This is a genomic window from Microbacterium sp. NPDC089695 (assembly GCF_044749085.1).
Taxonomy (GTDB): Bacteria; Actinomycetota; Actinomycetes; order Actinomycetales; family Microbacteriaceae; genus Microbacterium.
This window is the reverse complement of record NZ_JBIVHG010000001.1, coordinates 2,524,559-2,548,845: the sequence shown is the minus strand read 5'-3', so window position 1 is coordinate 2,548,845 and position 24,287 is coordinate 2,524,559. Positions and strand designations below refer to the sequence as shown.

At 68.7% G+C, this 24,287-nt stretch carries 22 protein-coding genes; 7 read left to right on the top strand and 15 right to left on the bottom strand.

Annotated elements, in window-relative coordinates; all coding sequences use genetic code 11:
* Position 1 precedes the first annotated feature (1 nt).
* The gene (locus ACIPYT_RS12260; protein ID WP_401074287.1) at positions 2 to 1,177 is read right to left on the bottom strand and encodes a cysteine desulfurase family protein; all 1,176 of its coding nucleotides are present in this window, start codon (positions 1,175 to 1,177) and stop codon (positions 2 to 4) included.
* A gap of 103 nt (positions 1,178 to 1,280) precedes the next feature.
* Here ACIPYT_RS12260 and glgX point away from each other — a divergent pair, with 103 nt between their 5' ends.
* The 3 genes from glgX (at position 1,281) to glgB (ending at position 7,717) form a co-directional block, all read left to right on the top strand.
* On the top strand, positions 1,281 to 3,353 hold the full coding sequence (gene glgX, locus ACIPYT_RS12255) for a glycogen debranching protein GlgX (RefSeq protein ID WP_401074285.1): 2,073 nt from the start codon (positions 1,281 to 1,283) through the stop codon (positions 3,351 to 3,353).
* Positions 3,354 to 3,440: 87 nt separating this feature from the next.
* Positions 3,441 to 5,513, top strand: a complete 2,073-nt coding sequence (locus tag ACIPYT_RS12250; RefSeq protein ID WP_401074282.1) for an alpha-1,4-glucan--maltose-1-phosphate maltosyltransferase — start codon at positions 3,441 to 3,443, stop codon at positions 5,511 to 5,513.
* Entirely contained in the window at positions 5,510 to 7,717 is a 2,208-nt protein-coding gene (gene glgB / locus ACIPYT_RS12245; RefSeq protein WP_401074279.1) for a 1,4-alpha-glucan branching protein GlgB, read from the top strand. Before ACIPYT_RS12250 ends, glgB begins: the two co-directional genes overlap by 4 nt.
* A gap of 33 nt (positions 7,718 to 7,750) precedes the next feature.
* On the opposite strand, the gene ACIPYT_RS12240 is transcribed toward glgB, so the two are convergent.
* Both ACIPYT_RS12240 and ACIPYT_RS12235 read right to left on the bottom strand, forming a co-directional pair.
* Positions 7,751 to 8,698, bottom strand: coding sequence for a tetratricopeptide repeat protein (locus ACIPYT_RS12240; protein ID WP_401074277.1), 948 nt, complete (start codon positions 8,696 to 8,698; stop codon positions 7,751 to 7,753).
* Positions 8,695 to 10,671 (bottom strand): glycosyl transferase, encoded by a 1,977-nt coding sequence (locus ACIPYT_RS12235; RefSeq protein ID WP_401074274.1) that lies wholly within the window; start codon positions 10,669 to 10,671, stop codon positions 8,695 to 8,697. The genes ACIPYT_RS12240 and ACIPYT_RS12235 overlap by 4 nt, the downstream gene beginning before the upstream one ends.
* 176 nt (positions 10,672 to 10,847) lie before the next feature.
* Here ACIPYT_RS12235 and ACIPYT_RS12230 point away from each other — a divergent pair, with 176 nt between their 5' ends.
* Positions 10,848 to 11,897 (top strand): AI-2E family transporter, encoded by a 1,050-nt coding sequence (locus ACIPYT_RS12230; protein WP_401074271.1) that lies wholly within the window; start codon positions 10,848 to 10,850, stop codon positions 11,895 to 11,897.
* Between the two features lie 9 nt (positions 11,898 to 11,906).
* On the opposite strand, the gene ACIPYT_RS12225 is transcribed toward ACIPYT_RS12230, so the two are convergent.
* The 9 genes from ACIPYT_RS12225 to rpsB all read right to left on the bottom strand — a co-directional run bounded on the left by ACIPYT_RS12225 (position 11,907) and on the right by rpsB (position 18,561).
* Positions 11,907 to 12,620 carry an alpha/beta hydrolase gene (locus ACIPYT_RS12225; RefSeq protein WP_401074836.1) on the bottom strand — a complete coding sequence of 238 codons (714 nt, stop codon included), beginning with the start codon at positions 12,618 to 12,620 and terminating at the stop codon, positions 11,907 to 11,909.
* A gap of 2 nt (positions 12,621 to 12,622) precedes the next feature.
* Positions 12,623 to 12,910, bottom strand: a complete 288-nt coding sequence (locus ACIPYT_RS12220; protein WP_401074269.1) for a hypothetical protein — start codon at positions 12,908 to 12,910, stop codon at positions 12,623 to 12,625.
* Between the two features lie 9 nt (positions 12,911 to 12,919).
* The gene (locus ACIPYT_RS12215) at positions 12,920 to 13,573 is read right to left on the bottom strand and encodes a transglycosylase SLT domain-containing protein (RefSeq protein ID WP_401074266.1); all 654 of its coding nucleotides are present in this window, start codon (positions 13,571 to 13,573) and stop codon (positions 12,920 to 12,922) included.
* A 66-nt stretch (positions 13,574 to 13,639) separates the two neighbouring features.
* Positions 13,640 to 14,221, bottom strand: coding sequence for a DivIVA domain-containing protein (locus ACIPYT_RS12210; RefSeq protein ID WP_401074263.1), 582 nt, complete (start codon positions 14,219 to 14,221; stop codon positions 13,640 to 13,642).
* A complete protein-coding gene (locus ACIPYT_RS12205) occupies positions 14,221 to 15,360 on the bottom strand; it encodes a phosphatidate cytidylyltransferase (RefSeq protein WP_401074261.1) in 1,140 nt (379 codons plus the stop codon). The genes ACIPYT_RS12210 and ACIPYT_RS12205 overlap by 1 nt, the downstream gene beginning before the upstream one ends.
* Before the next feature lie 5 nt (positions 15,361 to 15,365).
* Positions 15,366 to 15,920, bottom strand: coding sequence for a ribosome recycling factor (gene frr, locus ACIPYT_RS12200; protein ID WP_401074259.1), 555 nt, complete (start codon positions 15,918 to 15,920; stop codon positions 15,366 to 15,368).
* Positions 15,921 to 15,987: 67 nt separating this feature from the next.
* Entirely contained in the window at positions 15,988 to 16,704 is a 717-nt protein-coding gene (pyrH, locus tag ACIPYT_RS12195) for a UMP kinase (protein WP_401074257.1), read from the bottom strand.
* Positions 16,705 to 16,795: 91 nt separating this feature from the next.
* Positions 16,796 to 17,623 carry a translation elongation factor Ts gene (gene tsf / locus ACIPYT_RS12190; protein ID WP_401074255.1) on the bottom strand — a complete coding sequence of 276 codons (828 nt, stop codon included), beginning with the start codon at positions 17,621 to 17,623 and terminating at the stop codon, positions 16,796 to 16,798.
* 44 nt (positions 17,624 to 17,667) lie between these two features.
* On the bottom strand, positions 17,668 to 18,561 hold the full coding sequence (rpsB, locus tag ACIPYT_RS12185) for a 30S ribosomal protein S2 (protein ID WP_401074252.1): 894 nt from the start codon (positions 18,559 to 18,561) through the stop codon (positions 17,668 to 17,670).
* A gap of 316 nt (positions 18,562 to 18,877) precedes the next feature.
* Between rpsB and ACIPYT_RS12180 the strand changes: the two genes are divergently transcribed.
* Entirely contained in the window at positions 18,878 to 19,414 is a 537-nt protein-coding gene (locus ACIPYT_RS12180) for a M23 family metallopeptidase (protein WP_401074249.1), read from the top strand.
* A 20-nt stretch (positions 19,415 to 19,434) separates the two neighbouring features.
* Here ACIPYT_RS12180 and ACIPYT_RS12175 read toward each other — a convergent pair whose 3' ends face one another.
* The 3 genes from ACIPYT_RS12175 to ACIPYT_RS12165 form a co-directional block, all read right to left on the bottom strand.
* Positions 19,435 to 20,337, bottom strand: a complete 903-nt coding sequence (locus ACIPYT_RS12175) for a tyrosine recombinase XerC (protein ID WP_401074247.1) — start codon at positions 20,335 to 20,337, stop codon at positions 19,435 to 19,437.
* Between the two features lie 97 nt (positions 20,338 to 20,434).
* Positions 20,435 to 21,532, bottom strand: a complete 1,098-nt coding sequence (gene dprA, locus ACIPYT_RS12170; protein WP_401074244.1) for a DNA-processing protein DprA — start codon at positions 21,530 to 21,532, stop codon at positions 20,435 to 20,437.
* A 104-nt stretch (positions 21,533 to 21,636) separates the two neighbouring features.
* Complete coding sequence (locus ACIPYT_RS12165) at positions 21,637 to 22,302, bottom strand: ATP-binding protein (RefSeq protein WP_401074242.1); 666 nt, start codon at positions 22,300 to 22,302, stop codon at positions 21,637 to 21,639.
* On the opposite strand from ACIPYT_RS12165, the gene ACIPYT_RS12160 reads away from it, so the two are divergent.
* Both ACIPYT_RS12160 and ACIPYT_RS12155 read left to right on the top strand, forming a co-directional pair.
* Positions 22,301 to 23,848, top strand: coding sequence for a recombinase family protein (locus ACIPYT_RS12160; protein WP_401074239.1), 1,548 nt, complete (start codon positions 22,301 to 22,303; stop codon positions 23,846 to 23,848). The two genes, ACIPYT_RS12165 and ACIPYT_RS12160, sit on opposite strands and share 2 nt — an antisense overlap.
* Before the next feature lie 28 nt (positions 23,849 to 23,876).
* Positions 23,877 to 24,182: a hypothetical protein gene (locus ACIPYT_RS12155; RefSeq protein WP_401074237.1), complete on the top strand. Its 306-nt coding sequence runs from the start codon at positions 23,877 to 23,879 to the stop codon at positions 24,180 to 24,182.
* The last annotated feature ends 105 nt before the right edge of the window (positions 24,183 to 24,287 follow it).

Here is a 24,287-nt window from a genome sequence, read left to right as displayed (position 1 = left end):
TCTACGAGCGTGCGCCTGGGCCGGAGCCGGATGCGCGGGCGTAGACCTCTGCGATCGCCGACAGCACCGCGTCGACGTCCGCGTCCGTCGAGGTGCGTCCCAGCGTGAAGCGGAGCACGCTGCGCGCGTCCTCCTCGCTCCGTCCCATCGCCATCACGACGTGAGAGGGTTCCGCCACGCCCGCCTGGCAGGCGGACCCGGTCGACGCGGCGACTCCGTTCATGTCGAGCAGGAACAGCAGGCTCTCCCCCACTGCCCCCGGGAACAGGAGATGAGCGTTGCCCGGCAGTCGGTCGAGAGGATCGCCGAGCAGCACCGCCGACGGAACGCGTGAGCGGATGCCGTCGATCAGCCGATCGCGCAGCACGGCGAGGCGTATCGCCTCCGACTCGCGCTCCGTCTCGGCGAGTTCGACCGCCGCCGCGAGAGCCGCTGCACCGGCGACGTCCTGCGTGCCTGCGCGCAGCCCCCGCTGCTGCGCCCCTCCGTGCAGCAGCCCACGGAGCCTGGCCGACCGTGAGACGACCAGCGCCCCGACGCCGACGGGTGCCCCGACCTTGTGCCCGGCGATGCTCAGCGCGACGAGTCCGGTCCCCGCGGCGGCGTCACCGCGCAGCGCGCGGAAAGACAGCGGCACGTGCCCCAGGGCGGCGACGGCATCGAGGTGCAGCGGCACCGCCGCCGCAGCCGCGGAGCCGGCGAGGGCCGCCGAGTCGTTCACGGTCCCTGCCTCATTGTTCGCCACGAGTGCCGTCGCCAGCGCCGCTCCGGGCAGCGCGGAAGCGAAGTCCGCCGCATCGATCGCCGCCGTCTGCGACACCCGCACGCGACGGAGCACGGCACCGGCGGAGACCAGGGACGCGACGGTGTCCATCGTCGCGTGGTGCTCGGCATCCGGGAGCACGACGGCATCGGCACCGGCCGAACGCTCCGCCCAGAGCCCCTGCAGCGCGAGGTTGATCGACTCGGTGCCCCCTGACGTCAGCACGACCTCGATGGGATCGCAGTCGAGCACCGCGGCGATCCGCTCACGGGACTCCTCGAGCAGCCGTCGGGCGTCCTGACCGGCGCCGTGCGTCGACGACGCGTTTCCGATCACCTCGTTCGCGCGCAGCCACGCCTCGCGCGCCTCGGGGCGCAGCGGAGTCGTCGCGGCGTGATCGAGATAGTGCTGCATCCCTCCACTCTCCCCCATTTCCAGGCCGCGCGCTGCGGGCCGGACCCCCGACGGCGGATTCGACCTGTCATGACACCCGGGCTGAGCGCTCTAGTGTGTACACATGCCCGCGAACCGCGTCCTCTCCGTGCCCGGCGGCACCACCCTCGACGACCTCGGCGTGCGCCTGCATGACGGCGTCGGCACGCTGCGCGTCTGGTCGCAGAACGCTTCTTCCGTCGAGCTCGTCGTGTTCGACGCCGAGGATCTCGATTGGGCCACCGACCAGGTCGGTCTCGAGCGCCTGCCGGGCGGGGTTTGGGAGGTCACCACACCGCTCCTGCAGCCGGGAACCCGCTACGCGCTCCGCGTCGGCGGACCGCACGGCCCCGGCAACACGTTCAATCCGGAGACTCTCCTCCTCGATCCGTACTCCCGCGGGCTCGCTCAGGGAGACGGGTACGAGGAGTGGCGCTCCGTGGTGATCGAGGACGGTTTCGACTGGGGCGACTCGGCCAAGCCGCGCATCCCGCTCGACCGCACCGTGATCTACGAGGGCCACCTCAAGGGATTGACCAAACGGCAGCCCGACGTCCCGCCCGCACTGCACGGCACGTACGCGGGACTCGCGCACCCCGCGATGATCGCGTACTTCCGCGAGCTCGGAGTCACCTCGATCGAGCTCCTCCCCGTGCACGCGTTCGTACCGGAACCTCGGCTCCTCGAGCGCGGCCTGACGAACTACTGGGGCTACAACACCCTGAACTTCTTCACGCCGCACACCGCCTACGCGACCGACGACGCCCGCAAGGAGGGCCCGGAAGCCGTGCTCGCCGAGTTCAAGGGCATGGTGCGCCTGCTGCACGAAGCGGGGCTCGAAGTGATCCTCGACGTGGTCTACAACCACACCTCCGAAGAGGGCATCGGCGGCCCGCGCTCGAGTCTGCGCGGCATCGACAACGCGAGCTACTACCGTCAAGACGCCTCCGGGGTCTACATCGACACCACCGGGGTCGGCAACACCCTCAACACGGCCACGGATGCCGGCGCACGTCTCGTGCTGGACTCGTTGCGCTACTGGGCGCAGGAGATGCAGATAGACGGGTTCCGCTTCGATCTCGCCACCGCGATCGCCCGCGATGCCTCGCACACCTACACCCCGGAGCATCCGCTGCTCACCGCGATCGCGGACGATCCGATCCTGCGCGACACGAAGCTCATCGCCGAGCCGTGGGACGTCGGCCTCGGCGGCTGGCAGACCGGCAACTTCCCGAGCGGGTGGCACGAATGGAACGACCGGTACCGCGACCGCGTCCGCAACTTCTGGCTCAGCGACATCGACTACGCGCGTCGTGCCTCCGCTCCGGTCGGCATCGGCGGCTTCGCGACACGCCTCGCAGGCTCGTCGAACACGTTCTCCGATGAGCGCGGTCCGCTCGCGAGTGTGAACTTCGTCACCGCGCACGACGGGTTCACGCTGCACGATCTCGTGTCGTACGACGTCAAGCACAATGAGGCGAACGGCGAGCACAATCGCGACGGCGCCGACACGAACCGTGCTTTCAACCACGGCATCGAAGGACCCACGGATGACCCGGCCATCATCGCCGCCCGTCGCAAAGCGATGCGGAACCTTCTGGGAACGCTGCTCCTCTCAGCGGGTATCCCCATGCTCACGGCGGGCGACGAGGTCGGCCGCACGCAACGGGGCAACAACAACGCCTACGCGCAGGATTCGGCGCTGACGTGGCTGAGCTGGGAGCCCGAGCCGTGGCAGGAGGACCTTCGCGCGCACGTCTCGCGACTGACCCGGCTCCGCAGCGAGAACCCGGCACTGCGCCCGAGCCGGTACGCCCGGCTCGGCGAACACATCCCCAACGCCTCCGTCATGGACTGGTACGACCAGAACGGCGAGACCATGGAGAGCGATCAGTGGACCGACCCCGGCAACCGCACCCTGCAGTACGTCGCGGCCTCGACCCCCGATCGTGAGGCCGCCAACCGGATCCTCCTCATCGTGCATGGCACGGAGTCGCCCATCGTCGTCCGGCTGCCGGACGACGTCGAGGGCGCGACGCGCTTCGTGTCGCTGTGGTCGAGCGCCGACGAGCGCCCGACGACCGACGAAGAGGTGTTCGCACCGGGCGACATCCTGCCCGTTCCGGGAACCTCGATGCGGCTGTTCCGCGTGGAATGACGCCGCCCCGCGGTCGCTGCTGACCACACGGCGCGCCGCATGTCCTGCGCGCTATCCGCCGTCCGGGCATCGCGGTACTGTCGGGGGGTGGCCGCACGAACGAGCACCCGTCCGAAGGCTCTCCGGAGCACCTCTCAGATCCCGCTGCGCACGCTGGGGGCGGGGCTCGATACCCCGGAGACCCTGACGTCGCGCATCCCGCTCCTCTCCCCCACGCCTCACGTCCCCGGCGGCTTCGCCCCGAAGGCCGTCGTCGGCGAAGTCGTGCCCTTCGGCGTCGTCGCCTTTCGCGAGGGGCATGACCTCATCGGCGTGCAGGTCCGTGTGACCTCTCCCGACGGAGAGGAGTCGCTGCACCGGCTGCGCCCCCGGCTCGACGGCACCGATCGGTGGGTGACCGACATCGCTCTCGACGTGCAGGGGTCCTGGACCTTCCGCTTCGAGGCGTTCTCCGACGACTTCGCCACGTGGGCCCACGCGACCGCGCTCAAGGTCGCGGTCGGTGTCGACACGCCGGTCATGGCCGCCCTCGGGGCCGAGTTGCTGATCAGAGCGGCCGCCGAGAAGGATCGTCCGGTCGCGCAGCGCCGACGCCTCACGGCGATCGCCGCGGAGCTGAGCGCCGCGGATCCAGAGCACGTCCTCGCTGTCGCGACCGACGCCGAGCTGAGCGCGCTCTTCGCCGAACGCCCACTCATGACGCTGCGCTCGGCATCCGCTCCGCAGCCGCTCCTCGTCGAGCGCACCGCGGCCGGCGTGGGCGCCTGGTACGAGTTCTTCCCGCGCTCCGAGGGCGCGAAGCGCCTGAAGGACGGCACCGTGAAGAGCGGCACGTTCCGCACCGCCGCGAAGCGACTCCCCGGGGTCGCGGCGATGGGGTTCGACGTCGTGTATCTCGTGCCGATCCACCCGATCGGCACGAGCAATCGCAAGGGACGCAACAACACGCTCACGACCGAGCCGGGCGACCCCGGCTCACCGTACGCGATCGGGTCGCCCGAGGGCGGCCACGACGCGATCCATCCCGATCTCGGCACGGCGGCGGACTTCCGCTCGTTCGTCCGCGCCGCGCAGCGCGAGGGGCTCGAGGTCGCACTCGACCTGGCGCTGCAGGCCTCTCCCGACCACCCCTGGGTCGCCGAACACCCCGAGTGGTTCACGACGCTCCCCGACGGCACGATCGCCTACGCCGAGAACCCGCCCAAGAAGTACCAGGACATCTATCCGCTGAACTTCGACAACGACCCCGAGGGCATCTACGCCGAGATGCTCCGCGTCGTGCAGCACTGGGTGCGCCAGGGCGTGAAGATCTTCCGCGTCGACAATCCGCACACCAAGCCCTTGCAGTTCTGGGAGTGGCTGATCGCGACAGTGAACGCGGCAGACCCCGATGTGATCTTCCTCGCCGAGGCGTTCACGCGGCCCGCGGTCATGCGCGCGCTCGCGGCCGTCGGATTCCAGCAGAGCTACAGCTACTTCACCTGGCGGAACACCAAGTCGGAGCTCGAGGAGTTCCTGAACGGCATCGCGCACGACACGAGCGATTACATGCGCCCGAATCTCTTCGTGAACACGCACGACATCCTCACCGAGTACCTGCAGTTCGGCGGGCGCGCCGCGTACCGCATCCGTGCCTGCATCGCCGCGACCGCCGCTCCGATCTACGGCGTCTACGCCGGCTACGAGCTCTTCGAGAACGTCGCGCGCCCGGGTTCCGAGGAGAACATCGACAACGAGAAGTACGAGTACAAGCTGCGCGACTGGGAGGGGGCGGAGCTCGCGGGCGACTCGCTCGCTCCCCTGCTGCGCCGACTCAACGAGATCCGTCGCGATCATCCCGCCCTGCGCCAGCTGCGCAACTTCTCGGCGCACTGGAGCGACGACGACGCGGTCCTCGTGTACAGCAAGCATCTCGACGCCGCGTTCACCGGCACGGGTCACGCCGACACCGTCATCGTCGTCGCGAACGTCGATCCGCACTCCGTGCGCGAGACGACCGTGCACCTCGACACCACGATCTGGGGCGTCACTCCCGGAGAGCCCTTCGAGGTCGAAGACCTCCTGACGGGAGCGGTCTGGACGTGGAGCGACCACAACTACGTGCGGCTCGACGCCTTCGCCGAGCCCGTGCACATCCTGAAGGTGAGGCAGAGAGCATGAGCTATCTCGAAGACGTCACGTCGTCCGCCGAGTGGGCGGCCGTCGCCGACGGGGCCCACCACGACCCCCACGCCGTGCTGGGCGCGCACCCCCACCCGGATGCCGCGGATCGCACCGTCACGGTCATCCGCGTCCGGCGACCCCTCGCAGCGACCGTTGCGGCCGTGTTCCGCGACGGCACGCGCCTCGAGCTCGCGCACGTCGCACACGGCATCTGGGAGGCCCAGCACGACGGATCACCGGTGGCCTACCGCATCGCGACCGCATACGGCGAGGACGAGGAGACCCTGAGCGGCGACCCGTACCGGCACGTCCCCGTACTGGGCGACCTCGACCTGCACCTCATCGCCGAAGGGCGCCACGAACGCCTCTGGGAGGCGCTGGGGGCGCATGAACGGGAACTCGACGGCGATGTGGGCGTCTCGTTCGCGGTCTGGGCGCCGAACGCGTCGGCCGTCCGCGTGGTGGGCGACTTCAACGGGTGGAACGGACAGGGCCACGCGATGCGCTCGATGGGCGTCAGCGGCGCGTGGGAGCTGTTCATCCCCGACATCCCGGTCGGGGCCGTCTACAAGTACGAGATCCGCACGAGATCGGGCGCGTGGCTGCTGAAGGCCGATCCGATGGCTCAGGCCGCCCAGGTGCCACCGGAGACGGCCTCGGTCGTCACGAGCTCGTCGTACGCCTGGGACGACGGCGCATGGATGACCCGCCGGGCCGCCACGCACGCCGTCGCGCAGCCCCTGTCGGTGTACGAGGTTCATCTCGGGTCCTGGCGCGCAGGTCTCGGCTACCGCGAGGCGGCAGACCAGCTCATCGGTCACGTCACCGAGGCGGGCTTCACGCACGTCGAGTTCATGCCCCTCGCAGAGCACCCGTTCGGCGGTTCCTGGGGCTACCAGGTGAGCGGATATTACGCGCCGACGAGTCGTTTCGGCAGCCCCGACGACCTGCGCTACCTCATCGACCGCCTCCACCAGGCCGGCATCGGCGTGCTCATGGACTGGGTGCCGGGACACTTCCCGAAGGATGCCTTCGCTCTCGCCGGGTTCGACGGCCAGCCGCTCTACGAGCACCCGGATCCGCGGCGTGGAGAGCACCAGGACTGGGGCACACTGATCTTCGACTACGGTCGCCCCGAGGTGCGCGGCTTCCTCGTCGCGAACGCTCTCTACTGGCTGCAGGAGTTCCACGTCGACGGCCTCCGCGTCGACGCAGTCGCCTCGATGCTGTATCTGGACTATTCGCGCAAGGACGGCGAGTGGGAGCCCAACATCCACGGCGGACGCGAGAACCTCGAGGCGATCCGCTTCCTGCAGGAGGTGAACGCGACCGCGTACCGGCTGCACCCCGGCATCCTCATGATCGCGGAGGAATCGACGAGCTTCCCCGGGGTGACCGCCCCCACCGACCACGCGGGCCTCGGCTTCGGCTTCAAGTGGAACATGGGATGGATGAACGACTCGCTGCAGTACATCGAACGCGACCCCATGTACCGCGCGCATCACGAGGGCGAGATGACGTTCTCGTTCGTGTACGCCTTCGGCGAGAACTATCTGCTGCCGATCAGCCACGACGAGGTCGTGCATGGCAAGGGCAGCCTGCTCGCCAAGATGCCGGGTGATCACTGGCACAAGCTGGCGAACGTGCGCGCCTACCTCGCCTACATGTGGGGCCACCCCGGCAAGAAGCTGCTCTTCATGGGCCAGGAGTTCGGGCAGCTCGCCGAATGGTCGGAGTCGCGCGAGCTCGACTGGTGGCTGCTCGATCAGCCCTCCCACGCGCAGCTTCAGGGCTTCGTGGCCGAGCTGAACCGCACTTATCGCGCGCAGGCGCCGCTCTGGGAGCGCGATAACGACGCCTCGTCGTTCTCACGTCTCGGGGCACCGAACTGGGACCCCACGGTGATCGCCTTCGAGCGTCGCGACGCTCATGGCGGCCGCGTGGTCGTGGTGAGCAACTTCGCGGGCGTCGAACGCGGCGGCTACCGGTTGACGCTGCCCCGGGAGGGCGTCTGGCAGGAGATCCTCAACTCGGATGCGGAGGGCTTCGGCGGACGCGGATCCGGCAACCTCGGCATCGTCGTGGCGCATCCCGAGGACGGCTCGGATGCGTCGATCGCCACGATCACGCTGCCCGCGCTCTCGACGATCTGGCTGCGATACCAGGGCGACCCGCATATCCCGACCGTGACGCACGGCTGAGGACCGGGCGCATCGCGCCCTCAGGGCGCCGTCTCAGAACAGCAGCGAGGACAGTCGGTTGCGCGCCGACACCACGCGCGGGTCCGCAGCCCCGATCAGGCCGAACAGCTCGACCAGACGTTCGCGCACGGGTGCACGCTCCGGGGAGGGCAGCTGGGCGAACAGGTCGAGGAGGCGCCCGAAAGCATCGTCGACATGGCCGCCGGCGAGATCCAGGTCGGCGACGTCGAACTGCGCCTGCACGTCGAGCGGACCGGCCGCCGCGGCCGCCCGCGCCTGCTGGAGGTCGAGGTTCTGCACGCGGTCGAGGAGACGGACCTGGCCGAGGCCGGCGCTCGCATCCTCGTCACGGGGATTCTCGGCGAGAGCCTTCTCGTAGGCGGTGATCGCTGCGGCGTAGTCCCCGCGCTCGATCGCCGCGAACGCCTCCGCGTGCAGAGGCGGCATCGGCGGCTCGATAGGCTCCGCAGACTCTCCCGCATCGCCGTCTGCGCTGTCCCCGACGGGAAGGGTGCCGGTCACGCCGTTCTGCGCCGCCACCTGCAGCAGCTGAGCGAACACCTCGCGCACCTGCTCCTCCGGCACCGCTCCCGTGAACATCGGCACCGGCTGTCCGGCGATCAGCGCCACCACCATGGGGATCGATTGGGCGCGGAAGCCCTGAGCCAACTGCGGGTTCGCATCGACGTCGACCTTCGCCAGCAGCACACGGCCGCCGAGCTCACGGGTGACCTTCTCGATGATGGGGCTGAGCTGCTTGCACGGTCCGCACCACTCGGCCCACAGATCGACGACGACCGGCACCGTGCGCGAGATCTCGAGGATCTGCCCGAACGACTCATCGGTCGCGTCCACCACGACGTCGGCCACGGCTCCGGCGGGAACGGGCGCCGCAGCACCCGGAGCCCCCGGAGCCGGACGGTTGCGGAGGCTCGACAGATCGACGGCACCGCGCAGCGCAGCGGGAGAGATATCGGTCACTTGATCACCTCTACAGAGAGAAGGTCCTGGTGCACGGCGAGCAGCTTGATCTGCTCGGTCGACCCCTGCGCCGGGACGGAGAAGAACAGCTGGAACTCGTACTTGGTGGTCACACCCTTGGCGGACTCCGAGACGCCCGTGAGCGCCTTCGCCTGCGCGTTCTCGCCGAAGCGGATGACGGCGTCGGATGACGTCGGCGTCACGGCCTCGGCATCGATCAGCGACACGGCGACGATCGCGCCGCTGCCGAGCGTCGTCATCGATACCGGTGCGGAGTCGGCCGGCACGATGTCGAACGATGTCTGCGAGGTCTCAGCCGCATCGTTGTCGGCGAGGTTCTGCACCACGGCCTGACGGCTGTCCTGAATCGACTTCGCGAGCGCCAGCGCCGTGTCGTCGAAGATTCCGTACGACGCGCTCGCGTCACCGGCATCCACGACATCGGCGAACGCCGCTGCGACCTGTCCGGGCGGCAGGCTGAGGAACGCCGAGTCGGCCGGCACGAGCGAGGTTCCGAGCCACGCTGCGGCGACGTCGGGGAAGACGGCGTCGGCAGACATCTCGGCGATGTTCGTGACCTTGTAGTTCGACCACGGGTCCTGCTGCGTCATGGTGAGCACGACGGGCGGAACCGTGTCGTCTCCCTCGCTCTGCGAGAGCATGAGCACGGTGCGCGGCCAGCGATCGGTCGCCTCCGGCAGCACGACCTCGACATCGTCGGTCGGGATGACAGCGGGCACCGGTGTCTCCGGGATCGCCGCGCGCAGCGCGTACTCGGTGGTTCTGGCCGCGAGGGCGGGGCCGTCCAGACGGGTCTTCGCGAGGTCGAGGTCCATCGCCGTGTCGGCATCGCTCAGGGTCGATGACACCTCCTGGAGGATGCGCTTCGCCTGAGCCTCGGTCACCGCAGGGGGCTTCTGGTTGTCCGGTGCGATCACGGTCGCGCTCGGCGACGGCGTCGGCGTGCCGGCCCCGAACTGCGGCCAGGAATCGGGCGAGCATCCGGTTGCGATCACCGCGGTCAGCGCGAGCGCCGGGATCGCCAGGAGCCGGTGCCGTCGAGGGGCGATCGCACGGCTCTCGGTGCGTCGCGCCTCACCGTCGTCGGATCCGCTACCGGCGGCGTCGCCGGTCGGCTCGTCCACGATCTCGGCATCCTGGACAGGGGACTCGACGTCTCCGTTCGACGACTCGATCACCGCACGTTCCGCCGGAGGAAGCTGGGCGACGTCGATCGGCTCGGTCGCGGGGAGAGGGCCGGGTCCCTTGCGTCGTGGGCCGCGCCCACGACGCTGGTGACGGATCGCGAGCACGTACAGCACGAGACCCGCGGCCAGCACGACCGCTCCGGCGACCAGGAGCGGACCTGCGAGCGGAGTGGAGTTGTCCAGCGGCCACGACACCACGATGTCGTCGGGAGCGTCGGCGGTCCCGTCCTGAGCGATCAGCACACTCACGCCCTCGGGAACCTGCATGTCAGCGCTCAGGGACCCGGTCTCGCTGAACGAGTCGAGCCACAGGTCGGAACCCGCCGGGTTGCGCCCGGGCTGCGCTGCGGCATCCGCATCAGCGTCGCCGGCGACCGGCGTCTCGGACGGCGCAGGCGTCGCGGAGGGGTCCGTTGCCCCGTCGTCGTCCGTCGATGTACCAGACGCCGTGATGTGCTCGACGTCGAGTGCACCGTCATCCCCCACGCTGACGTGGTTGTAGTCGGCGTCGGCGAGCCATGCTTCCATGTCGGCGGTACGACCGTACGCCGCGAACACGTCGCCGTCGCCCTTCACGAGCAGGGTCTGCGCCCCCGGGTGCTCGCGGAGCACCTCGCCGTCCAGCAGCACGAACGGCGCCGGTTCATCGATCTCGACCGCGACATTCTGGCTCGACGGACCCATGAAGACGGTGCGCTGAGCGATGCCCGCGCCGATCAGGCCCGCGGCCAGCACCAAGGCCACGACGGCCCACACGAAACGCACGAATATTCTCCTCACGCGCCCCGGACGCACGCCCGAGTCGCAACACTCGACGTTTCAGACTAGCGAAACCACCTGTGTGTTGCCCACGAGCGCTTCGCCGAGTGCGTCGGGCGGCACGTCGCGATCGGCGCCCGTCCTCCGGTGGATACCCTTAGGTAGCCGATCCGAGGAGTCCCATGAAGATCCACAGTCCGTTCCGCACCGCCCTCGTGGCGACGCTCGGCGTGGGTCTCGGGATCCTCCTGATCGGAAGTGTGCAGAGCCTGTCGACGGTCCTGCTCTACGTCGGCACGGCACTGTTCCTCAGCCTCGGCCTCGACCCGCTCGTGTCGTTCCTCGAGCGGCGCCGGCTTCCGCGGTGGCTCGCGGTGCTCATCACGATCGTGGCCGTCCTCGGAGTCTTCGCGGGCATCATCCTCATCGTGATCCCGGTGCTCGTCGATCAGATCTCGCAGTTGGTCACGCAGGTGACGGTGATCGTGAGCCGCCCCAGCCTGCTCGGCGACATCGAACAGTGGATCACCGGCGCGTTCCCCAACCTCGACGTGCAGCGTGTGCTCGAGGAGTCGCAGGCCTGGGTCATCGCGAACCTGGGCGACATCACCAATCGGGTGATCAACGCGAGCCTCTCGGTCGTGACCGGGCTGTTCGGCGCGTTCATCGTCCTGATCCTCACGATCTACCTCACGGCATCCACGCCTTCGCTAAAGCGCGCGGTCTACCAGCTCGCTCCCGCCTCCAAGCGTGATCGCTTCGTCGACCTCGCCGAGCAGATCACCGACTCCGTCGGCTATTACGTGATGGGGCAGGTATCTCTGGGCGTCATCAACGGCATCCTGAGCATGATCTATCTGTCGATCATCGGCGCTCCGTTCCCGGCCGTGCTCGCCGTCGTCGCGTTCTTCTTCTCGCTGATCCCCCTGGTCGGAACCCTCACCGGGTCCACGATCATCGTGCTCGTGTGCCTGATCCCGGGGCTCGGATCGCCGGGTCTCGCGATCGCCGCCGCGATCTACTACCTGATCTACATGCAGATCGAGGCCTACGTGATCTCCCCGAGGATCATGAGCCGCGCGGTCTCCGTTCCCGGAGCCGTCGTCGTGGTCGCGGCTCTGGCCGGGGGCAGCCTGCTCGGTCTGCTGGGCGCTCTCATCGCCATCCCGGTCGCCGCCAGCATCCTGATCATCTACCGGCAGGTGCTGATGCCGCGGATGAACGAACTCTGAGGCGCGGCTCTAGACCACTGGCCAGTGCGTCGCCAGCGGGAGCGCCGACGGGTTCACCGCCGCGACGATCTCGGTCAGCACACGGCGCGTCTGGCTCTCCCCCACCCACAGATGCTTGCCGCCCTCGACCGCGATGAGGTTGGCATGCGGGATCGCGACGAACCGGTCACGTGCCTCCGCCGGTCGCAGGTAGTCGTCGAGTTCAGGCACCAGGATCACGACCTCGGCGTCCGCATCGCTCCATGCGGCGACCTCGGCCTCGGTCGCCCGATGCAGCGGAGGCGACAGCAGGATGATGCCCTCGATGTCGTGCTCGCGCCCGTACTTCAGTGCGAGCTCGGTGCCGAACGACCAGCCGAGCAGCCAGGGCCGCGGAAGTCCGCGTTCACGCACGAGATCCATCGCCGCCGCGACGTCGAACCGTTCGGCCGCTCCCCCGTCGAACGCGCCGTCGCTCGTCCCGCGGGGCGAGGTCGTGCCCCGTGTGTTGAATCGCAGCACCGCGAGGTCTGCGAGAGCCGGTAGACGCGCTGCCGCCTTGCGGATGATGTGCGAGTCCATGAAGCCGCCCGCCGTCGGCAGGGGGTGCAGTGTCACGAGGGTCGCGACGGGTTCCGTCGTCTCCGGACGCGCGAGCTCGCCGACGAGGGTCAGCCCGTCGCTCGTCTGCAGCTCGATGTCCTCGCGCCGTGCCGGCAGCTCCAGTGGTCCACGGATCTCGATGCTCACGCCATCCTCCAACAGTGCGTATGCCAATGCCGCCGTGCGGCGAGATCGGCGGCATCGCCGAGCACACCATCGGCTCGCCATGCCACCACGTGCGCTATCCCCTGGGCGATCACGCGACCGCAGCCCGGGCACATGTAATCCTTCTGAGCCTGCGCCGACGAGAGCGGCTGCACGGTCCACTCGATCCCGCGACGCACCTCGGTGCGCTTCCACGAGGCGAGCAGGCGGTCGAGCGAGTCCTCGCCGTCAGGGCGCGACGGACGTCTCCGGTGCGAGCGGGGCATCGCCGCCGCTCACCACCAGTGGTTCTTGGTCCAGAACGCGTGCGCGCCGGCCCAGCTGCCGTAACGACCGGTGGCGTACCCCGTCGCCCAGCGCAGGTTGTCGACGGGATCGTAGCCGTTGCCCGGGACCTTGCTGCACGGCAGAGCCTGAACGAGTCCGCACGCACGGGACGACTTGTTAGTCGCGTTCGGGTTCCATCCGCTCTCGCGCGACACGATGTAGTCGACGTAGCCCCAGTCGGACTCTGCGATGCCGGCCGCAGCCATCCACTCCGCCGGAGCACCTCCGCCGGTGTAGAACAGCGGGCCCCCGCCCGATCCGGAATCGGACGACGAGGCCACGGTCGGCGTCGGCGTGGGCGTGGGCTTCGGCGTCACGTACACGGAGAAGGTTCCGCGCTGCACCGGGGCGATCTCTGCGCCTTCGACCGTGACCGTGAGGTTCTGGGTGTCGGCGAGAGCGGCCGCGTACGCAGACTCGGGCGCATCCTCGGTCGGCTGCTCGGCCAGCGCGACGCCGGTCGGGGCGACGAGCGCGGCTGCGAATCCGACGACGGCGAGAGCGGCGAAGAACCCGACGAGACCACGACGCCGGGTGCCCGCGCGCGCGGACAACGCCGTCGATGAGGGCATCGGCGTGACGTCTTTTCGCTGGGGGGTCATGTCGTCTCGGGAGTTCACGATAGGGGGCAGTCTACCCGCTGAGCGCGGAGCAGGCCACGGAAACGTTCAGCGAACAGCCAGGATGACATCGATCGTGGCGTCCAGGAGCGCATCGACCTGCTCCTCCCGGTACCCACCGCGCTGCATGCGGAAAGCAGCGCCACGGAGCTGTTCGGCGGTGAGCGGCTCGCCGTCACGCAGGTAGCGGACGATGCGCGAGGAGACGTGATCGACCTCATCCACCCGATAGCCGAAGGTCAGGACGCCGGTACGGGCGAAACGGTGCCGACGCGGCCTCGCGAGGTGATCGAGGATGACCTGCGCCTCATCACGGGCCTGCTCGACCCAGGCTCCGGCGCCGCGGGCGCGCACCACCTGGTCGCGCGACCGCGCAGCGAGGGCGTCCTCCACGCGTCCGAGGGCCGCGTCGACCTCGGCGACCACGTAACCATTTTTGACGAGCGGGAACGATGCGACGCGCACTTCGGCGGCCGTCAGCTCCCCACCGCCTTCGAATGCCGTGCGCGCGGCGGCGAGGAACGTGTCGACCGCAGCTCGGTGATATCCGCGGACACGGCCGCTGGTGAGCGAGAACGCCGGGCGCTCCTGCGCGGTCTCGGTCGTGTCGAGCAAGTCGTCAGAAGCCATCACAGCACCGTCCAGGAAGAGAAGAGGAAGTACAGGCACAGAGCCGGGATCGTCGACGGCAGGATGCTGTCGAGCCGATCGAGGAGTCCCCCGTGACCGGGGAGCCAGGAACTCATGTCCTTGATGCCGAGGTCGCGCTTGAGCATGGACTCGCCGAGGTCGCCGAGCGTCGCCGACAGCAGGATCGCGACACCGAAGATCGCACCGATCCACCACGGCACGCCCAGCAGGAAGACAGCCAGCAGCACTCCGGCGGCGATGGAGGCGACGACCGCTCCCCCGAAGCCCTCCCAGGTCTTCTTCGGGCTGATGCGCGGCGCCATCGGATGCCGGCCGAAGGCGAGCCCGGCGGCGTACGCGCCGGTGTCCGCGGCGACCGCGATCGCGATGAAGCTGAGCACCCACCATTCGCCGCCGTCCTGTTTGAGCAGGATCAGCGCCACCGCGGCGAGGAACGGCACGTAGATCTGAACGAATCCGCCGATGACGACATCCGCGAGCACGTCACCGTAGGTCCGGCCGTCCTTCACGATCATCTGCGCCACGAGACGCCACACGATCACGAACGCGACCGCCAGGAACAGAGTGATCCAGACCAGCCAGAGATCCAGGAAGAACGCCGACAGCACCAGCAGGCCGCCCGCGATGAGCTGCGGCACCACGTCGATGCGACGTCCGGAGGTGCGCAGTGCGAGCGAGAGCTCGTACACGCCCATGAGCGCCGCGGCGAGGGCGAACGGGACGAACAGCACCTTGATGAACAGCAGCGATGCGAGGAGGGCGCCACCGAAAGCGAGGCCGATGAGGATCGCGACGATCAGATCGCGTCCGGTGCGCTCCTTGATGCGCTCGTTCGCGAGGTCGAGCTGGTCGCGGGCGTGCGAGACATGCGTCCCGAACTCGTCGCGCGCCGCCCGCCACTGCTCCCTGATGGCGTTGTGATCACCCGTCGCGAGGGTCTCCACCGGGACGACCGGAAGGTCGTCGGGCAGCGGCGGACGCGGCGGGATGGATTCGGCGTCGAAGCGCGGGAATGCCTCGTCTGCCAACGGCGCGCCGCCGGTCGAGGTCGACGAGTCGCGCGCTTCGCGGCGCGTGTGCGGCTGGTCGGTGCCTTCGCCGGTGGGGTCGTCGGTCATGCCGCCTACACCTCGAGGAGTTCGGCCTCTTTGCGCTTGAGAGCGTCGTCGATCAGGTCGACGTGCTGGCGCGTGAGGACGTCGAGCTCCTTCTCGCCGCGGACGATCTCGTCCTCGCCGAGCTCGCTCTTCAGCGCATCGAGCTCATCCTTGGCCTTGCGGCGGATGCCGCGGACGTGCACCTTCGCATCCTCGCCCTTGGACTTCACGAGCTTCACGTACTCCTTGCGACGCTCGGCCGTGAGCTCCGGCATGGTGACGCGCACGAGGTTGCCGTCGTTCGTGGGGTTCGCGCCGAGATTCGGCATCTCGCGCACGGCCTGCTCGATCGCCTTCAGCGCCGACTTGTCGTACGGCGTGATGATGAGCGTGCGCGCCTCCTGGTTCGCCAGGGACGCGAGCTGGGCTAGCGGGGTCGGGGTGCCGTAGTAGTCGACGAGCAGCTTCTGGAAGAGCTGCGGGTTCGCCCGGCCCGTGCGGACCGTGGAGAAGTCCTCCTTGGCGGCGTCGACCGCCCGCGACATGCGAGTGGTGGTTTCAGCGAGGACGTCCGCGATCACGGTGACTCCTATCGTCGGGGTGTTCTGAGAATTCTATCGGGCTGGGCTCGTGAGTCCGGTGAGGCGCTCAGGCCGTGACGAGCGTGCCGATCGGCTCGCCGAGGAGCGCCTTGGTCACGTTGCCGGCCGGCTCCATCCCGAACACACGCATGTCCATGTTGTTGTCCATGCACAGGCTGAACGCGGTCGAGTCGACGACCTTCAGACCGCGCTGCAGCGCGTCACGGTAGGTCACCCGGTCGATGCGCTCGGCGTCCGCGTGCTTGTTCGGGTCTGCCGTGTAGATCGCATCGACGCCGTTCTTGGCCACGAGCACCTCCTGTGCCCCGATCTCGAGGGCGCGCTGCGCCGCGACGGTGTCGGTCGAGAAGTACGGGAGACCGGCGCCCGCGCCGAAGATCACGACGCGACCCTTCTCCATGTGGCGCTCAGCGCGACGCGGGATGTAGGGCTCGGCGACCTGGGTCATCGAGATCGCCGACTGCACGCGCGTGGGGGCGCCGGCCTGCTCGAGGAAGTCCTGCAGCGCGAGCGCGTTCATCACGGTGCCCAGCATGCCCATGTAGTCGGCCCGACCGCGGTCCATGCCGCGCTGGCTCAGCTCCGCTCCACGGAAGAAGTTGCCACCGCCGACGACGATCGCGATCTCGACGCGATCCACGGCCGCAGCGATGTCACGGGCGATCTGGCTGACCACGTCGGGGTTGACGCCGAGCTGGCCGGCGCCGAACGCCTCACCGGAGAGCTTCAGGAGGACGCGGCGGCGTCCGGTGCGTTCGGTCATGGGTGTAGTCCTCTCATCCCGATTCAAGATAGTGCCTTCTGGGCATGAAGAAGGGGTCCGGATCTCTTGGATCCGAACCCCTTCGACTCTGCTACGCGCCGACCTTGAAGCGGGCGAAGCCCGTCACGGTGATGCCGGCATCCTTCGCCACCTGGGCGACGGAGAGCTTGTTGTCCTTCGCGTAATCCTGCTCGAGCAGTGCGACCTGCTTGATGAACGCGGAGACGCGACCCTCGACGATCTTGGGCAGAGCCGCCTCCGGCTTGCCCTCGTTGCGGGAGATCTCGGTCACGATCTCGCGCTCCTTCTCCACGGCCTCGGCCGGGACGTCCTCGCGGGACAGGAACGACGGGTTCGCGAACGAGATGTGCTGCGCGATGCTGCGAGCGGTGTCCGCATCGTCACCCGAGTAGGCGACGACGACGCCGATCTGCGGGGGCAGATCCTTGCTCGTGCGGTGCAGGTACACCTCGACCTTGTCGCCGGTCACGGTGCGGACCTGACGCAGCTCGACCTTCTCGCCGATGATGGCGGCCTCCTCGGAGATCACCGTCTCGACGGTCTTGTCTCCGGCGGGGGCGGCCAGCGCTGCCTCGACCGAGTCGGCCTTGGCGGCGGCGACCGCGTCGACGACCTTGTCGGCCAGAGCGATGAAACGCTCGTTCTTGGCGACGAAGTCGGTCTCGCAGGCGAGCTCGATGAGCGTCACGGCGCCATCGTTCTCACGAGCGGCGATGAGACCCTCGCTGGTGGAACGGTCAGCGCGCTTCGCGTTGCCCTTGGCACCCTTCAGACGCAGGATCTCGGTGGCCTTCTCGACGTCGCCGTCAGCCTCCTCGAGCGCCTTCTTGGTGTCGACCATTCCCGTGCCGAGCTGCTCACGCAGCGCCTTGAGGTCGGCGATGGTGAAGTTCGCCATGTGTGGTGGCTCCTTGCTTCGTGATGTGTGTGGTGGTCGCGGAATTACTTGGCGTCTGCGGCCTCGGCGGCGGCGACCTCTGCGGTCTCCTCACCGGAAGCGGCCGCGACGGCCTCGTCGTGCGCCTCGGCGCCGGCCGCGTCGGCGGGGGTCTCGACGACCTCGGCCTCGGTGACCTGCTCGGCGGGAGTCTCGAGGAGCTCCTTCTCCCACTCGGCCAGCGGCTCGACGTCGCCGGACTCGGGGTTGTGCTTCTGCTGCAGGCCCTCGGCCGCCGCGTCGGCGATGATGCGCGTCAGCAGCGAGACGGAGCGGATCGCGTCGTCGTTGCCGGGGATCGGGTACTGGAAGTCGTCCGGGTCGGCGTTCGTGTCGAGGATGCCGATCACCGGGATGCCGAGCTTCTTGGCCTCGTCGATCGCGAGGTGCTCGCGCTTGGCGTCGACGACCCACAGGGCGGACGGCGTCTTGGTGAGGTTGCGGATGCCGCCGAGCGACTTGTGCAGCTTGTCGAGCTCGCGCTTCTTGAGCAGCAGCTCCTTCTTCGTGAAGCCCGAGGCCGCCGGGTTCTCGTAGTCGAGCTCCTCGAGCTCCTTCATGCGGGCGAGACGCTTCGCGATGGTGGAGAAGTTGGTGAGGAGTCCACCGAGCCAGCGCTGGTTGACGAAGGGCTGGCCGACGCGCGTGGCCTGCTCGGCGAGGATCTCCTGCGCCTGCTTCTTGGTGCCGACGAAGAGGATCGTGCCGCCGTGCGCGACGGTCTCCTTGACGAAGTCGTAGGCCTTGTCGATGTAGCCGAGCGACTGCTGGAGGTCGATGATGTGGATGCCGCTGCGCTCCGTGAGGATGAAGCGCTTGACCTTCGGGTTCCACCGACGGGTCTGGTGTCCGAAGTGCACGCCGCTGTCGAGCAGCTGGCGGATGGTGACCACAGCCATGGTCGTCTCCTGGTTCTGGCGCGGTTCTGCGCCGTTGAGGTTGTCGCCGATCGGATGATCGGACTTCCTGGTGCCCGGCGCACACCCGCCCGACCGAAGACGGGACCTGTGGGAGTGGATGCCACGACGTTCACCTTTCGGCGGCGTCGCTCTGGGCACGCGTAGTCACCCCGATATCGAGGTGCTCCCCCAGCATACAGGATGCGATCACGCACTCGCTCTCCACCGATGCGCTTCACGGCCGGTCTTCCACGCGGCCCGCCTGACGCAGCGACACCCCCGCCGCAGCGACCGACGCGACGGGGAGGATGCGGGAATGAGACTCCGCCTGTACCTCGCCGCGCTGCTTCTGCTCGCGTTCGTCCTGCTCGTCGCGGCGCCTCGGGCGACGGCGGCGGCTCCAGTCGACCCCGCGCCCGCCCCCGTGCCCGAGGACGCCGGCTGGACCTGGCCCGTGGACGGGCCCCACCGCGTGACCGAGAGCTTCCGCGCTCCCGCTCACGCGTACGGCGCAGGTCATCGGGGCATCGACATCGAGGCGCCCATCGGGTCTGATGTGCGCGCGCCGGCCGACGGTGTGGTGATGTTCCGTGGGACGGTGGTGGACCGCGACGTGCTCAGCATCCAGCACAGCGGAGGGCTCGTCTCCTCGTACGAGCCCCTCGTCTCCGATCTCGCCGTCGGCACCGTCGTCGCCGCCGGCGATCGCATAGGCGTCGTCGCCCACGGCGGACACACGGCTCCGGGTGCGCTGCATCTGGGTGTGCGCCTCGACGACGCCTACATCGACCCGTTGCTGCTGTTCGGGCCTGTACCCCGCGCCGTCCTGCTCCCTTGCTGCGCCTCGGGGTGATCGCCGTCACGCGTGGGCGGTCATGCGCGGGGATGCGCCAGCCGGTACGTCGCCGCGAGACGCTCGGACGAGACGTGGGTGTAGATCTGCGTGGTTCCGAGACTCGCGTGACCCAGGATCTCCTGCACAGCACGGAGGTCGGCGCCACCGTCGAGCAGGTGGGTCGCGGCCGTGTGCCGCAGCGCGTGCGGTCCCACGGTCTCCGCGCCGACGAGGGGCGAGAGCACTTCGGCGACCACGTCGTACACGGTGCGCGGCCCCAACCGCGCACCGCGGCTCCCCAGCAGGAGCGCGGCGCCGCCCGCGGACGCGCGAGCCGCGAGGGCCGGGCGCGCACGCGTCAGGTAGGCGCCGACGGCATCGCGCGCGGGTACCCCGAAAGGAACCACCCTTTCCTTCGCGCCCTTGCCCAGCACCCGAGCCGTCGCGCGGTCGAGGTCGACATCGTCGACATCGATGCCGCACAGCTCTGACACGCGGATCCCGGCGCCGTAGAGGATCTCGAGCATCGCGTGATCCCGAAGCGCGATCGGGTCACCGTCCGCCGCCGCGGCACGCTGAGCGTCGAGCAGGTCGCGCATCGCATCCTGTGAGGCGACGGTCGGCAGGCTGCGCCCGCGCTTGGGCGCGATCAGTCGGAGGCTCGGATCGTGCGGGATGATCTCCTGTTCCTGTGCCCAGCTGAAGAAGGACCGTGCGGCGGCGGCACGTCGCGCCAACGTCGCTCGTGCGTCGCCGCGCTGGGTGGCGCGCCACAGCCAGTCGCGAAGCGTGTCGAGGTCGACGCCCTCGAGCGGGGTGTCGCCGACGTCGACGGCCAGATCACGCAGGTCGGAGCGATAAGCGCGCACAGTGGCGGGTGACAGTCGTCGCACCCGGTCGAGGTGCGCGACGAACGCCTCCGCGGCCTCCGAGAACTCCATGCCCTCAGCATGCACGCGCGGCCGGCGTTCACCTCGGAGCCTCGCCGGACCGACCATCGGCGTGGCCGTGCCCGGTGTCGCGCGCTCGCCCGCATCGTCACTGCGTCCCGCCGGGCACTCGCAACCACCCTCGATCCGATCGCCGCACCGCCCCGCCGAGTTCGAGATACCCGAGAACCGCGCTCGTGCGTGCGGGCGAGAGCCCGCTCCGACGTGCGAGCTCTTCGGGCGCGAGCGGCGCTCGAGGGCTCATCGCGTCCAGGACCCGCGTCTCGTCCGGATGAGCTCGTGACTCGGTCTCGTCGACGTGGTCGGCACCCCAGAGCTCCCGGACTTCGCCCGAGGTGGTGACGCATCTCGCGTCGTACTCGCGCAGCAACCGGTGGCACCCCGCCGATGCGGCGGAGGTCACAGGTCCCGGCACCGCCCCGAGCGGTCGGCCCAGCGATGCGGCGTGACCGGCGGTGTTCAAGGATCCGCTGCGCCAACCGGCCTCGATCACCACCGTCGCGTCGCTCAGCGCGGCGATGAGCCGGTTTCGGGCGAGGAACCTCCACTTCGTCGGTGCCGTGCCGCACGGCACCTCACTGACCACGGCGCCCGTTCCGCTGATGCGTTGCAGGAGGTCGCGATGCCCCTGCGGGTACGGGCGATCCACGCCGCCTGCCAGGAAGGCGATCGTTCGTCCCTCGACCGCGAGCGCCGCCCGGTGCGCCGCGCCGTCGATGCCGTACGCACCCCCGGAGACGACCGTGACCCCGGTCGCGGCCAGCTCCCCCGAGAACTCGCCCGCGACGTGCTCACCGTAGGCGCTCGCGGCCCTGGCCCCGACGATCGCGACCTTCGGTGACGAGGAGAGCGCGGTGACGTCGCCACGGACCCAGAGCAGCAGCTGGGCGTGCGCTCCGAGGTCGTCGACCTGCGCGGGCCACTCCGGGTCTCCGGGAACGATCAGTCGCGCGCGCACCTGGGTGGCCGCGCGCACGGCATCCCGGACGCTCCGCGCGTCGGCTCGCAGCCTCCAGCGAGCGAGTCCCTCGGCTACCGCGCCGCGATGCCGCTCCCCGCCCGCCGGGGCGGGTCCACGTGCGGGATCGTCGTCGACGGCGAGCCTGAGCGCCGCGACAGCGCCCAGTTCGGCGATCAGTGCGCCCGCGACTCCGTCGCCCGGTTCGGCCAGTACGGTCCACGCCACCCGGGCGAGTACCTCCGCTGTGGTGGCGTCTTCGCCAGAGGTCGACCGTCGCCGTAGCCCGGCGACTGCCGCCCTGAGCTCGCTGTCCGCGCATAGTGCGTCGATCACGCCGCATACCCCCGCTTCATGAAGAGCGCGCGACCGATCTGGTCACGCCCCGGTCGCTCGCAGTCGTCGAGGTCGGCCATCGTCCACGCGACGCGGAGCACCCGGTCGTAGCCGCGCAGGGTGATCAGCCCTTTCTCGAGTGCGCGATCGAGCGGCGCTCGGGCGTCGGCGCCCACTCGTACGTCGGCCTGCCGAAGTCGCGCGCCGGGTACGTCGGCGTTCCTGCTCCACGGGGTGCCGCGCCACCGTGCGGCTGCCCGCTCGCGCGCGGACACCACACGCTGTCGGGCCTCCGCGCTCGTGGTCCGCGACGCGGCATCCGAGACGGCGTCGGACGTCGCGATGCGCGAGACGTGCAGTTCGATGTCGAGGCGATCACGCAGCGGCCCGGAGAGTCGCGCAGCGTAACGTCGGATGGCGATCGACGGGCACGTGCATTCGCTTCCACGCACGCCGTAGTTGCCGCACGGGCACGGGTTCATCGCCATCACGAGTTGGAACCGGGCGGGGAACCGCGCCGTGAAGCCGGTGCGGCTGACTTCGATCGATCCCGACTCCAGCGGCTGCCTGAGCGCATCCAACGCGACGCGCGAGAACTCCGCGGCCTCGTCGACCAATCGGAAATACAATTGAATAGGAGACAACACCGAAGGAACGAACATGGGGACCTCAGTCGCAATCTACGCGCGCTTGTCCGTTGACCGCGACGGCACAAAGGTCGGTATCGATACGCAGCTTGAGGATTCGCGGAAGCTCGCTCACGAACGCGGCTGGACGATCGTTGCCGAGTATGTGGATCGCAACCTCACCGCCGCTGACAAGCTCGTCAAGCGCCCGGAGTACGACCGGCTCGTTGCCGACTTCCAGATGGGTCGATTCGACTCACTCGTGTGCTGGGACCTCGACCGTCTCACTCGCCAGCCGCGCCAGCTCGAGGACTGGATCGACGCCGCCGAGGACCGCGGATTACGGATCGTCACGGCAAACGGAGAAGCCGACCTCGGCACCGATGGAGGGCGCATGTACGCCCGCATCAAGGCCGCCGTCGCGAAGGGTGAGACCGAGCGCGCGAGCGCCCGCCAGAAGCGCAACAAGCAGAGCCGCCGCGAGAACGGCCAGTGGCACGGCGGTACGCCGCCGTACGGCTATCAGGCCGAGGCAGGGAGACTCATCCCCGACCCTGCCGAAGTCGCTCGCATCCACGAGGTAGCCCGTCGCACGCTGGACGACCGCGAGTCTATGCACAGCATCGTGACGGACTGGAACAACCAGGGCTTCCAGACCCGGAAGGGCAACCACTGGCGGCAGGGCAACCTCAGATCGATCATGCTCAATCGCTCGATGCTCGGAGAAACGATGCCGGGCGTTGTCGGGTGGGAACCGATCATCGATCAACGCACCTTCGACCGGATGCATGCGCTTCTCGCAGACCCCACCCGCAAAGTGGTTCACTCCCCCGGCGTCAAGGGCGGTAAGTATGCCATGGGTGGCGGTCTGACAGTTTGCGGCGCGTGCCTTAAGCCGCTCATCACGCACGTCCGGATCGAGAACGGCGCGAAGACCCCCACGATCGCGTGCCTAGCGAGAGTCCACGGACCATCAGAGAAGCACCCTCGTGTCCTACGAACCCGCGGCGGCATCGAACGTCTGGAAGACACCGGGCGCGTGTCCGTCGTTCATGACGTTCTGGAAGAGGTCGTCTGGGAGAAGGTGACCGAGAAGCTGAAGGCAACACCGCGGTTCATCCAGCGCATGTCCGAGCAAGACCCCGAGACCGATGATCGACTCGACACCCTTGAGCACGAGCGCAGAGACCTCCGGGTACAGAAGGAGCGCGCACAGAAGGCATACGTGCTCGGGATCATGGATGAGCGCGACTCCGTTGTCGAGGTTCAACGCATCGACGGTCTGCTCGATTCGCTCGGCAAGGAGTACGACTCTCTGCTCCGACTGCCTATCTCCCTCGCGGACTTCGACCCTGAGAAGGGCATCGACTGGCGATCATGGACCCCCGGTCGCCGTCGCGCCGCGCTCAAGGGCTTCATCAAGCGCATCGAAGTTGGCCCCTACCCGGAAGGCATGCGCCGAACGCGCCGACGCCTCAAGAACGAGACAGAACAGCAGTACCTTGATGCCAAGCACGAGATCGTCAGAGAAGCAACGGCATCGAGGATCAAGATCCGATGGAAGTGGGAGACGGCAGCCTGATGTCCGCGGCTGTGGATAGAGTTCGGCTATGACGGAAGACCTCGAACCCACTGCTCCTCCACTTGTCCCTGCTGGGATGACCGAGGAAGAGAAGCACGAGATAATCGCTAAGCGACTCGGCCAGGTTAGCGACACGCTGAGCATGATCCCGCTTGAAGCCGCATCCTCTCGTGAGTTCGGGTTTCTCTTCGCCGTGCACATCGATGAGCACGGCAACATGGATCCGCCAAAGGGCCAAGTCGACCTCCAGACATTCAAGTCCGTTCTTGATCTGGAACTGCGCATCGTCGCAATCGAGAAGGCTCTCAGAAAGGCCGGACTCCTGCCGGAGTAGTCCAGGCTGCTCTGCCTGACTCCGGCCGACGGTTCTCGACGGATCAATTGTCGAGGCAGCCGTAGGCCGTTGTCTCGTTGACGCTCAGCGACCTAGAGTTGCCGG